The sequence below is a fragment of the Hymenobacter koreensis genome (genome assembly GCF_039541855.1).
GTDB lineage: Bacteria > Bacteroidota > Bacteroidia > Cytophagales > Hymenobacteraceae > Solirubrum > Solirubrum koreensis.
Genome location: NZ_BAABHA010000004.1, coordinates 419,470 through 431,682, shown reverse-complemented (window position 1 = coordinate 431,682; position 12,213 = coordinate 419,470). Strand labels below are relative to the sequence as shown.

Here is a 12,213-nt window from a genome sequence, read left to right as displayed (position 1 = left end):
GGCGAATATAAAGTTTGTCCGCCGTGCGGTGCGGACTATATTTGCGCGCTGTCTTCAGAAACCCCTCTGGGGGCTTGTTTTTGTCACTTCTTTCCCGCTGATATCCTATGGCGTTCGACCTGGACATGATCAGGACCGTGTACAACGGTCTGGGTGAACGAGTAGAGGCTGCCCGCCGTGCGGTAGGCCGTCCGCTCACGCTCACCGAAAAAATCCTCTACGCCCACCTTTACAACGGCGCGCCCCAGCAAAGCTTTGAGCGCGGCGTGTCCTACGTTGACTTCGCTCCGGACCGCGTGGCCATGCAGGACGCCACTGCGCAGATGGCGTTGCTGCAGTTCATGCAGGCCGGCCGCGACAAAACCGCCGTGCCCTCCACCGTGCACTGCGACCACCTCATTCAGGCCAAAGAAGGCGCCGAAGAGGATTTGGCCATTGCCAACGAAGAGAACCGCGAAGTCTACGACTTCCTGGCTTCCGTTTCCAATAAATACGGCATCGGCTTCTGGAAGCCCGGCGCCGGTATCATTCACCAAGTGGTGCTCGAGAACTACGCCTTCCCCGGCGGTATGATGATCGGCACCGACTCGCACACCCCCAACGCGGGCGGTTTGGGCATGCTGGCCATTGGCGTAGGCGGTGCCGATGCCGTAGACGTAATGGCGGGCATGGCCTGGGAACTGAAGTTCCCGAAGGTTATCGGCGTGAAGCTGACCGGCAAAATGTCGGGCTGGACGTCGGCCAAAGACGTTATCCTGAAAGTAGCTGGTATCCTGACCGTGAAAGGCGGCACCGGCGCTATCGTGGAGTACTTCGGCGAAGGCGCCGAAAGCATGTCGTGCACCGGCAAAGCCACCATCTGCAACATGGGCGCTGAAATCGGGGCTACCACCTCGGTGTTTGCCTTCGACCAGAGCATGGCTACCTACCTGAGCGGCACCGGCCGCGAGGAAATTGCCCAACTGGCTTCGGGCGTGGCCCAGCACCTGCGCGCCGACGACGAAGTATTCGCCAACCCGGCCAACTTCTACGACCAGCTCATCGAAATCAACCTTTCCGAGCTGGAGCCGCACGTAAACGGCCCCTTCACGCCGGACGCCGCCTGGCCGATTTCGCAGTTCGCCGCCGCCGTGCGCGAGCATGGCTGGCCCGCCAAACTGGAAGTAGGTTTGATTGGCTCGTGCACGAACTCATCGTACGAAGACATCACCCGCGCCGCTTCCATTGCCTCGCAGGCTGTAACGAAAGGCCTCACCGTTAACGCCGAATTCACGGTAACGCCCGGCTCGGAGCTGGTGCGCTACACCGTGCAGCGCGACGGTTTGCTGGATACGTTTGCCGAAATGGGCGGCGTGGTATTGGCCAACGCCTGCGGTCCGTGCATCGGCCAGTGGGCCCGTCACACCGACGACCCCAAGCGCAAGAACTCCATCATCACGAGCTTCAACCGCAACTTCGCCAAGCGCAACGACGGCAACCCGAACACGCACGCCTTCGTGGCCTCGCCCGAAATCGTGACGGCCTTCGCCATTGCCGGCGACCTGACTTTTAACCCGCTGAAGGACACGCTCACGAACAAAAACGGCGAGCAGGTAATGCTCGACGAGCCGCGCGGTGTGGAAATGCCTCCGCAGGGCTACGCCGTGGAAGACGCCGGTTACCAGGCACCTGCCGCCGATAGCTCGGCCGTGCAGGTAATTGTGGACCCGAACTCCGACCGTCTGGAGCTGCTTGAGCCCTTCAAGCCGTGGGAAGGTACCGACCTGATGGGTCTGCGCCTGCTCATTAAGGCCCAGGGCAAGTGCACCACCGACCACATTTCGATGGCCGGCCCCTGGTTGAAGTACCGCGGCCACCTCGACAACATCTCGAACAACATGCTCATCGGGGCCATCAACGCCTTCAACGGCGAAGCTAACCGCGTGCGTGACTTCGTGGTGCAGGGCGAGTCGTACAACTCGGTGCCGCAGGTTGCTCGTAACTACAAGTCGATGGGCATCGGCACGGTGGTTATCGGCGACGAAAACTACGGCGAAGGTTCTTCGCGGGAGCACGCTGCCATGGAGCCGCGCCACCTGGGCGTACGCGCCATCATCGTGAAGTCGTTTGCCCGTATTCACGAAACCAACCTGAAGAAGCAAGGCATGCTGGGTCTCACCTTCGCCAACAAGGCCGATTACGACCTGATTGAGGAAGGCGACACCATCGACATCCTCGGCCTGACGGACTTCACCCCCGGCAAGCCGCTGCAGGCCCGCCTGCACCACGCCGACGGCGACACCGACCTGATTACGTTGAACCACACATACAACGAAGGCCAGATCGAGTGGTTCAAAGCCGGCTCGGCCCTGAACCTGATTCGTCAGCAGCAGGCTTCGGGCAGCGTGCTGTCGGAGAAGTAATTTTCGGCTTCGGCTACATATAAAACCGGCCGCTTTCCGTGAAGGAAGCGGCCGGTTTTATATGTAACATTCTCTTGAACCACAGAAGGCATATCGACCACTGAACAGATACATGTTTATCGGTACAGCTTTTATCCTTCTGCGATGTCATTGGAGTTGACTCTCGAGTATACAAGCAAAGACAGCTGTTGAAGTTGAGATTAGAGAATATCCAAAAGGTGAGAAACGGATGATGAAGTGGTTTGATTACTTCTATTACCGAGTTGCCAAAACCTTCTTTAGAAAAGATGGCAGTGCTGCCGTAAGGGCGAAGACGCTTTTAAGTGCACTGCAAGCACTGCTGGTATCAACCGTTGTTTTACCAGTGATTAGAACCGTGGTGGACCGTCAGGTACTAATTATGTATTCGAAGAAAATAGCTACAACAGCTGCTCTACTAACGGCAGTATTGCTTGTTGCTAACCACTTTCGATACAACCGAAAGTACTTCGCGTTGAAAGAGAGTTGGCAGCACGAAACACCTGCCCAGAGCCGCATCAGGGGGTATATGGTCAGCTTGGCCATACCAATGGCTTTCCTCGTGCTGTTGCTTGGAATTTTCTTGACTAGGTATAAGAATTAGATCGTTCCGTCTCCTTTCGTGCTGCAGTTCGCCTGCTTGAGGAGAGGTCCTTTTGTAAAAGGAATTATGTTCTTTCATCAACCATTCAACACCGCTTTTTTGCACCATTCGCTTGCTGCAAGCTTCCCGTTTTACCATCAAGAGCCCGGTAACTTTGGTTTGCAGTACATCAACTTCACGCAGCAGCATTTCTAGAAACTGGCAACTGCTTACCGGGCTGAGGCACTTGCTAATTTTATAATGGCACATCCGCTCAGCCCTACTTACCCCAGTCTTCTTTCTCGCATGAAGATATTACTCATTGCTGCAGCCCTGCTTCTGACGGCTACGCCAAGCACGTTAGCGCAGAGTGCCGCCCTAAATGCGCGTATTGCGCAACTGGCGCAAGCCGAGGAAGCCAAAGTCATAGCTTGGCGGCGCGACTTCCACCAACACCCTGAGCTGGGCAACGAGGAAACGCGCACGGCAGGTATTGTGGCGGCGCACCTGAAAAGCCTGGGCCTGGAAGTACAAACCGGCGTGGGCCGCACCGGCGTAGTGGGCATTTTGCGCGGCGGCAAACCCGGCCCGGTGGTGGCCCTGCGCGCCGACATGGACGCCCTGCCCGTAACCGAAACCAGCGGCTTGCCCTTCGCGTCCACCGTGAAAACCACCTACCTGGGGCAGCCCGTGGGCGTGATGCATGCCTGCGGCCACGATGCCCACACGGCCATGCTCATGGGCGCGGCCGAGGTACTGACCAAGGTAAAAAAGGACTTGCCCGGCACAGTGAAGTTCATCTTTCAGCCCGCCGAAGAAGGATCGTTGCCCGGCGTGGAGGGCGGGGCCAAGCTGATGATAAAGGAGGGCGTACTTGCTAACCCCAAGGTAGATGCCGTTTTCGGCCTGCACATCAACGCCCAAACCGAAGTAGGCCGCCTGAGCTACCGTCCCGGCGGCGAAATGGCCAGCTCCGACCGTTTCACCATCAAGGTACTGGGCAAGGGCGCCCACGGCGCCCGCCCCTGGAGCAGCGTGGACCCCGTGGTAACGGCCGCCCAAATTATTATGGGCCTGCAAACCATTGTGAGCCGACAGGTGAACCTCACCGATGACGCCGCCGTGGTGACGGTGGGCACCTTGAAGGCGGGTGTGCGCTACAACGTGATTCCCGCCGATGTGGAAATGAGCGGCACCATCCGTGCCTTTAGTCCGCAGGCGCAGGAGCAAATCTGGGCTGCCATCCGGCGTACGGCCACCGGCATTGCCGAAAGCGCCGGGGCCAAAGCCGAAGTCAGCATTGAACCCTACGTGCCCGTGACCTTCAACGACCTCCCCCTCACGGCGCGCATGGTGCCCACGCTCCAAGCCGTGGCCGGCGGCGCGGCCAACGTGCAGCAAGTCAAGGTGAATACCTGGGCCGAGGATTTCTCGCTGTATCAGGAAAAGGTGCCCGGCATGTTCGTATTCCTGGGTGGCATGACCAAGGGCCAGGACCCCGCCACCGCCGCCGACCACCACACCGCCGGGTTTCGGCTGGATGAAAGTGGCTTCACTTTGGGCGTGAAAACGCTGGCCACGCTGGCCGCCGATTACCTGACGATGAAGAAGTAGAAAGCATCCGTTTTTAGGGCCGGAGCAGTTGTTTAAATTGCTTCACTTTGCTTATCCAGTTCTACCCCATGAAGTTTATTATAACGCTATTGGCGTTTGCTACTGCTTGGTTTTCAGCGGCACCTGCTACGGCTCAGGTGAAAACGGCGCCCATGCAAAAGATGGGCAAAGCCGGTATGGTGGAGGAATACAATGTGCTGGTGGGTAGTAAGGATGTTCGGCAGGGTGCGTACGTGCGGTACTTCGGGAGCGGACTTGGCGGGGTGCGGGTCCTGGAATCGGGCAACTACGAGAACGGGCTGAAGGAAGGCGAGTGGCAGGTGTTTTCTGAGCAGCCGCCCTGGAATAAACTGGTGAGTAAAGGAACGTACCGCGCCGGGCAGGCCGATGGCTGGTGGACCTACTACCAGCTTATTGCACCCCGGACGGCAAAACCTGCGGTTACCATAGGGAAAGACACCGTGCAGAAAACGGGCTACTCTGTTAATATCACCGATGACACGGCCGTGCCCCAAGCCCAGGGACAGTGCGCACTGGGCAAGCGAATTGGCATCTGGACCTATTATGATAGGCAGGGGCAGGAGGTGCAGAAGGTAAATCACTTCACCAACCAACTGCTTTACTGGCGTAAGAACGACACCCTGGCCATTAGCAGCGCCGCTGCCGCAACCCACCCCGTTCTGTATGCGGGAGGGAGGGAGCAATTAAAAGCTGAGATATACCACCGCCTGGGCCCCGAGGCTTGGTCGGCTTTTATCAGCAAGAAAAATGTGTCGGTGTTTGTCTTTGCAGTGGCGGCCGACGGGCAGCTAACCGGTCCACTACTAGCCGATAACCCCTCGCCCAACCGCTATGAAAAAGTGCTGTTGAGCGCCATGAGCAATGTGCCGGCTCAGTGGCTCCCCGCTGCTGTTAACGGGGAAAATCAAGCGGGCGAGTACAGAGTTAGGATTACCACCCAACGGGAGGTCATGAGGACCGCGCAAGGTTTTAGTGAGGGCGTCAGGACAACGGTGGAGCCTCTCGGGGAGTGACAACCGTTGTGTGTACAGAGGTACCTTGCTGCCGCAAATGAGTTTACTCCAGGTTACCAACATCTCCTTTCAGGAAGCCGGCAACTTCGGCCTGAAGAACATCAGCTTCACTCAGCAGCCGTTCCAGAAACTGGCCATTGCGGGCGAAACCGGCGCGGGCAAAAGCACGCTGCTGCAAATCATTGCCGGCCTGGTGCAGCCTGGCTCTGGTGAAGTGCGCTTTGAGGGCCAGCGCGTGGAAGGCCCGCAGGAGAAGCTGGTGCCGGGCCACGCGGGCATTGCGTACCTCTCGCAGCAGTTCGAACTGCCGAAGTTTCTGCGGGTAGAGCAGGCGCTGCAGTACGCCAACACGCTCGCCGACGGCGAAGCCGACGACCTGTTTGCCCTTTGCCAAATCGACCACCTGCTCACGCGCAAAACCAACCAGCTTTCGGGCGGAGAGCGGCAGCGCATTGCCCTGGCCCGGCTGCTGCTGTCGTCGCCGAAGCTGCTGCTGCTCGACGAGCCGTTTTCCAATCTGGATTCAGCCCACAAAAAGACGCTGAAATCGGTTATTGCGGCCATCAGCGAGCAACTGGCCATTACCTGTATCCTCGTGTCACACGACCCGCCGGATACCCTTTCCTGGGCCGATGAAATTCTGGTGCTGCAAGCCGGCGAAATCGTGCAGCGGGGCGCGCCCACCCACATTTATCGGCAACCGGTGAGCGAGTACGTGGCCGGACTGTTCGGCAATTACAACGTGCTGAAAGGCGCCATTGCCAAGCTGTTTGCCGAAAAGGCCGGAGTGCCGCTCCAGAAGGGGAAGCTGCTGGTGCGGCCGGAGAACTTCCGGCTGACGGACGCCGGCAAGGGCATAAAGGGCACCGTACGGGCTACAACCTTCTACGGCAGCTACACCGAACTGACCGTGGCAATAGCCCGGGCCATCATCGTGGTAAAAACGACCGAAAGGAGCGTGGGAGCGGGCAACACGGTGTTTTTGTCCCTTAGTGCCGAGGATGTGTGGTGCTGGTAAAGCACAACGGCCACTCCCTTGCGGAAGCGGCCGTTGTACATGGTCAGAGGTTCTTGTTTACGTGGCGGTTAAAATCGTGTTCAGCTGACCGGCAGGCACGAAGTTGCAGGATAGAGGAGTCCAAGTATCTGCCGATGCAAGGACCGAATAGCCAAGCACTTATTGTGCGTTAGCTCGCTGCAAAGTACCGACCGTGTTCGGCCACTGCGCAATACCTACAAGTAGGTATTTTTAGTTTGAGGAGCCACACCGAACGAGTTTTTCAGGAACCCGGTCTGGCAATAGGCGTACAGCCTAAAGCGCACCGGCTCCACGGCTGGTACCGCACCTCATTCAACGCACCACGCCATGACTCCCGACCAGCACCAGCCCACCAACAGCACCCCCAACGAAGCCGACGAAGCCCAAAGCCGTACCGGCCAGCAGCCTGCTTCCAACGATACCGCTGCCACCCCCGAGCCAACTCAACCAACCAGCACCCAAGGGCATATGGGCGACGGTGCCGGCCAGCGCGGCGGCTACGGCGACAGTGACCAAACCAACGGTATGGAAGGCGCTGAGCAACCGAAAACAGATCAGGAAGCCTAAGCTCGGCAAAGGATACAATGCTGAAAGGGCCGTTTCCCGAAAGGAGAAACGGTTCTTTTTGTTTGGTTATGAACTTGGCTAAGTCCGTTACAGCGTAGCTACCTGTTCCTGCTGCGCTTCCCGGGGCTTTTGCACCAGGTAGTAGTAGGCCAGCACCAGCAGGCCCGCCGTGAACGGCAGCAAGGATAAGTGTTTGCCGGTAACGCCCCGCCACACCAGCACGTTATCGAAGTGAAAAAACTCGCTGATCATCCAGTACGAGTTGGCCGTAATCCACAGCAGTATGGCCAGGTTGTGGGCCAACTCGGATTTCAGGTGGCGGGTGCGCCAAAAAATGATGACGGCAATGGCCAGCGTGGGAACAACCATGCTCAGTCCCAATGGCTTCCACAGCATGCACCAGCTCACGTCCTTGAGCAGCCAGAACACGATGTGCAGGTTTTCCATGCGGCGGAAGGAGGCCGGAATGGCGTAGGTGGGCTCGGTAGCAGTAGGTTGCATGGTTATGGCAGCAGCAGGTGCGCTAAAGGTACAGTGTCAGATTAGGCGTCAGCAAAGAAAAATAAGAGCACGGTGTTGTATGTTTGCTTTGAATTGCAAAGTTCTTTTAAATATGTTTGTGCCGTGCTCTTTACAGCGTTAATCGCGCCTATTCTGTTTTCTCATGCGCAACTTGCTTAATCCGAAGTGGTTATTTGTACTTAATACCTTGCCACTTGTGGTGCTACTGCTGCTGCTTGGTGGTGAGTATTCGGTAATTCGTTCATTGCTGCCGCCTCGCAACGGGGCCATGTGGGCGCAATTGGGTGGGACGTTGCTGGGGCTTGGTGTACTGCACGCCGCCTACGGAGGGTGGCAACTGTGGCGGCGGCGCCCGCTACCGGTGGCGTACGGCTTGCTGGCACTGCTCGTCAACATTGGGTTTCTGATGGTGTACGCAGCTTATTTCATGAATGAGCTAACGCCGCCGCCCGTCCCGCGTTGGATGGTACCCAGCGAGTTGTCGTTCTACGCCGTTACGTTTCTGATGCCCACGGTAGCGCACGCGGCCTTGGTGCTGCTCGTGCATTCCGTACCCGACGACCGGCCCATAAGTGCTTTGCCCAGTTTTGGGGTGGCTGCGGCCGTACTGCTGGGTTTTGTGTTGCTGTTTATGATACCGTGGGGGCATTTGCCTGGTGGCGCCTTCTGGCAAGGAATCAGCAGCCTGGTAATTGTAGCGGGTACACTGGCATTTCTAATGGCTTTGTCGCGTGGAGCATACATTCTGCTAAGCCAAAAAGCGGGTTTGTGGGAAGAGTACCAACTGGTATTCAAAGTGTTGATTGCGGCCGTACTTCCGCTGGTGGGCTTGGCAGTTAACAATGGGCTGTTGTTTGGCTCGATGGGAGGGGGGCAAGGGATTTTCGGGGATTTCGGCAGCCCGTGGTTTTACGGGTTGGCACTGGCAAACGCCTTGCTGCTATGCCTGCCGGCTCCCCGCAACAAGTGGGCACAGCTGGTTTTACTGGCGGCCCACGGCGCCACGCTGCCGTTCACGCTGTACTTCTTCGTGGTGTTTCTGCCGTTTCTGCCGCTTTCGGTGCTGGCGTTGTTGCTTATAGGCCTCGGCTTTTTGCTGCTTGCGCCGCTCTTGCTGCTGCTGGTGCACCTGTGGGAGCTGAGCAATGACTTCGAACGCTTACGCGGGCAGTTTGAGCCACGGGTGTTGGTGGCGGTGGTGGCGGCTGGGGCCCTGGTGCTGCCCTTGGCCATTACAGGTACTTACCTGCACGACCGCCGCACCCTACACGCAGCGCTGGCCTACCTCTACGCTCCCGATTACAGCCGGCAATACAACCTGGACGAAAAAGCCCTCTTAAACACGCTGGCTGCCGTGCAGGAAAACAAAACCGACAACGGCTCGATGTTTGGGAGCCGATTACCTTATCTGACGTCCTACTTCAACTGGATTGTCCTCGATAACCTCACGCTCTCCAACGACAAGCTCGACCGCCTGCACCGCGTGTTTGCTGGCACCAAAATGCCGCCTGCCAACCGGTGGCAGCAGACAGCCGAAGTATTGCCCCGCGCCTCCCTCAGTCAGCTCGCCAGCCGCAGTACCTACAACGCTCGGCAGGCCGCCTGGGTGAGTTGGGTGGAGCTTGAAATGAAGAACGGCACGGGCTCTACCGCTGAGTACGCCACCATGCTGGCGCTGCCCCCAGGATGCTGGGTGAAGGATTACTACCTCGACATTGGCAAGCGGCGCGAACACGGCATTCTGGCGGAGCAAAAAGCTGCTACGTGGGTGTTTGCCCAGATTCTGAACGAGGGCCGCCAAGACCCCGGTTTGCTCCATTACCTCTCGGGCAATGAGGTGGCCTTGCGGGTGTTTCCTTTTGCGCCGCTGGAAGTACGGCGCACGGGCATTTGCCTGGTGCACAAAGAGCCCGTAGCCCTCGTCATCGACGGCCAATCGGTACAGCTCGGCAGTGCCGACGCGCATCCGGTGGTGGCCGAAGTAGCTACGACGGGCCGGGAAGTAGTGTACATAAGCCGCCACGCCAAACAAGCCCTGCCGCTGGTACAGCGCCAGCCGTACTATCATTTTCTGCTCGATGTATCCACCGGCCAGCAGGACCGCAAGGCCGGTTACGCACGGCGTGTACAGTCTGTGCTGTCAAAACAGCCCTTGCCCGCCGCGGCCCGCTTTAGTCTTGTAAACGCATACACCCGCACGCTTCCCGCTAATGCCGACTGGCAGCAGGAACTCACCGCGCAGTCGCTTTCCGGCGGATTTTATGCCGGCGGGGCCATACGGCAAATACTAACCGCCGAGCAACGGCAACCAACGCTGACCTACCCAGTGCTGGTGCTCGTAACCGACCAACCTGCGCTAGCCGTTTTAGACGCTGATTTTGCTGATTTCCGTGCTGCCTATCCGGAAAGCTCCGCGTATTTTGTGCTGGCTGCCGACGGCCTGTTACAGCCCCGGTCACTGCTGAAGCATGCGCAAGAACCCTGGCCCGATGCCCCCGCGCCAGATGCCGCCCCGCAGGTGCGGGCCTGGCCTACCACCAGCCGCCCCATTGCCTTTCTGCCCGATGACGAGCAGCCCAACGTTGTGCTGGCCAAATCGGCCGTAACACTTCCGGCTACCATCAACGCCCAGCAGAGTTGGCAAACCGGACTGTTATTGCAAGGCTACTGGCAGCAGCAGACAATGTATCCGGCTGCCGCCCAAGCCACGCGGATACCAGCTATTCAAACCAGCTTCCGCTCGGGTATCATGACGCCGCTAACGGCCTACCTCTCGCTCGAAAACGACGCCCAGAAGGCGGCGCTTCGGCGCAAGCAAAAAGAAGTGCTAGACGCTGATGCGGCGCTGGATGCTGGCGAAACATCCGCGCCCACAACCGTGCCCATCGACGGCGGCGCCACGCTTCTACTGGCTGCTGGTGGCTTATTAGGGCTGCAGCGTCTACGGCAGCGCTCGGCCAGGAAACGGAAATAGGAAATCCGGCCGCCTTGGAGCCGTCGGGTTGTAGGGGCCACCAACATCAAGCCCAACAGCTAATTCCCGTTTACTCCCGTATGAAGCCAAGCTTGCCCGATGAGCCCGCAAGCAATTCCATGACAAAAACTCTCAAATCTGTTGCGAAAGGCGCTGCCTACGCGGGTGGCGGCCTGTTGGGCGCTCTGGCCCTGTATTTTACCAGCGCTGCGGTGCTCGGCCGTATTCCGGTAGGCCGGCGGCGCGGGCCCGAGCCGGATGCCATTGAGGGGTATATCCTGTCGAACGGCGTGCATACCGACATTGTGCTGCCCGTGCAAACCGACCAAATGGACTGGCTGCAGCTGATTTCCTACGCCCACACCAAGGCCGCCGACAGTTCCATGCGCTACGTGGGCTTTGGGTGGGGCGACAAAGGCTTTTACTTGAACACGCCCACCTGGGCCGAGTTGAAAGCCCGTACCGCCGTGGAAGCCATGTTTTGGCTGAGCACCACGGCCATGCACACCACCTTTCACCACCAGCCCGAGGAAGGCCCGGAGTGCGTGCGCCTGCACCTGAGCCGCGCCGAGCACGCCCGCCTCATTCACTTCATCAAGAAAAGCTTCGACTGCGACGCAGCCGGCCATGCGCGCCACATCAACGGGCATAGCTACGGCCTGCACGATGCCTTTTACGAGGCGCACGGCACTTACAACTTGTTCTATACCTGTAACTCCTGGGCTAACGCAGCCCTGAAAGCCGCTGGCCAACGTGCCGCTCTCTGGACGCCCTTCGACTTCGGTATTTTTCGGCACTACCGTTAGCAACTGATCGTGCTTTGGTATTGCCACCTGCGCCGGCTTGGCTTACTTGCGCCTCTTTGCCGCCGCTGTTTATGCCCACCATTTTCTCGCACGCTTTTGTAGCCGCCGGCCTCGGCCGTGTACTACAACGTGGCCACCGCCCGGCCCGTTTCTGGTGGCTCACGGCGTTGTGCTCCATTCTGCCCGATTTCGACGCCATTGCCTTTCGCCTCGGCATTGCTTACGAGAGCATGTGGGGCCACCGCGGCTTCACCCACTCCTTCGTATTTGCGGGGCTTACCGGCTTGGTAGTGGCTTGGGTTGGCTGGCCGCAGGAGCAAGGGCGTAACTGGTGGCGGTTGGCGGCTTGGTTTGCCCTGGCCACGGCTACACACCCGGTGCTGGACATGTTCACCAACGGCGGTCTGGGCGTGGCGCTGTTCGCGCCCTTCAGCGGGGAACGGTATTTTTTCCCCTGGCGGCCGGTGCGGGTGTCGCCCATTGGCGGCGGCTTTTTTTCGTGGCGCGGTGCTGCCACACTCGCCAGTGAATTCGTGTGGCTGTGGTTGCCTGTGCTGCTATTGCTGGTAGGCAACGGACTGCGCCGCCGGCAAGGCAGCCGTTCAAACTAGCAACCGCTCGAATTAAACCCAACTGCCGGAAAAGAAAACGGCC

Annotated in this window: 10 protein-coding genes; 8 read left to right on the top strand and 2 right to left on the bottom strand. The window is 58.7% G+C overall.

Features of this window, described 5'->3' with window-relative positions:
- Nucleotides 1–107: 107 nt before the first annotated feature.
- On the top strand, nt 108–2,402 hold the full coding sequence (locus ABD903_RS10665) for an aconitate hydratase (RefSeq protein ID WP_345224027.1): 2,295 nt from the start codon (nt 108–110) through the stop codon (nt 2,400–2,402).
- 436 nt (nt 2,403–2,838) lie between these two features.
- Here ABD903_RS10665 and ABD903_RS10660 read toward each other — a convergent pair whose 3' ends face one another.
- Entirely contained in the window at nt 2,839–3,213 is a 375-nt protein-coding gene (locus ABD903_RS10660; RefSeq protein ID WP_345224026.1) for a hypothetical protein, read from the bottom strand.
- A gap of 96 nt (nt 3,214–3,309) precedes the next feature.
- Here ABD903_RS10660 and ABD903_RS10655 point away from each other — a divergent pair, with 96 nt between their 5' ends.
- From ABD903_RS10655 to ABD903_RS10640, 4 genes are all read left to right on the top strand, one after another.
- On the top strand, nt 3,310–4,617 hold the full coding sequence (locus ABD903_RS10655; protein WP_345224025.1) for an amidohydrolase: 1,308 nt from the start codon (nt 3,310–3,312) through the stop codon (nt 4,615–4,617).
- A gap of 68 nt (nt 4,618–4,685) precedes the next feature.
- Nucleotides 4,686–5,651 carry a toxin-antitoxin system YwqK family antitoxin gene (locus ABD903_RS10650; RefSeq protein ID WP_345224024.1) on the top strand — a complete coding sequence of 322 codons (966 nt, stop codon included), beginning with the start codon at nt 4,686–4,688 and terminating at the stop codon, nt 5,649–5,651.
- A gap of 37 nt (nt 5,652–5,688) precedes the next feature.
- The gene (locus ABD903_RS10645; protein WP_345224022.1) at nt 5,689–6,669 is read left to right on the top strand and encodes an ABC transporter ATP-binding protein; all 981 of its coding nucleotides are present in this window, start codon (nt 5,689–5,691) and stop codon (nt 6,667–6,669) included.
- A gap of 348 nt (nt 6,670–7,017) precedes the next feature.
- A complete protein-coding gene (locus ABD903_RS10640; protein ID WP_345224021.1) occupies nt 7,018–7,257 on the top strand; it encodes a hypothetical protein in 240 nt (79 codons plus the stop codon).
- Between the two features lie 87 nt (nt 7,258–7,344).
- On the opposite strand, the gene ABD903_RS10635 is transcribed toward ABD903_RS10640, so the two are convergent.
- Nucleotides 7,345–7,758 carry a hypothetical protein gene (locus ABD903_RS10635; RefSeq protein WP_345224020.1) on the bottom strand — a complete coding sequence of 138 codons (414 nt, stop codon included), beginning with the start codon at nt 7,756–7,758 and terminating at the stop codon, nt 7,345–7,347.
- 163 nt (nt 7,759–7,921) lie between these two features.
- Between ABD903_RS10635 and ABD903_RS10630 the strand changes: the two genes are divergently transcribed.
- The 3 genes from ABD903_RS10630 (at nt 7,922) to ABD903_RS10620 (ending at nt 12,170) form a co-directional block, all read left to right on the top strand.
- Complete coding sequence (locus tag ABD903_RS10630) at nt 7,922–10,753, top strand: MSEP-CTERM sorting domain-containing protein (protein WP_345224018.1); 2,832 nt, start codon at nt 7,922–7,924, stop codon at nt 10,751–10,753.
- 119 nt (nt 10,754–10,872) lie between these two features.
- A complete protein-coding gene (locus tag ABD903_RS10625) occupies nt 10,873–11,559 on the top strand; it encodes a TIGR02117 family protein (protein ID WP_345224017.1) in 687 nt (228 codons plus the stop codon).
- Nucleotides 11,560–11,630: 71 nt separating this feature from the next.
- Complete coding sequence (locus ABD903_RS10620; RefSeq protein WP_345224015.1) at nt 11,631–12,170, top strand: metal-dependent hydrolase; 540 nt, start codon at nt 11,631–11,633, stop codon at nt 12,168–12,170.
- Nucleotides 12,171–12,213 lie beyond the last annotated feature (43 nt).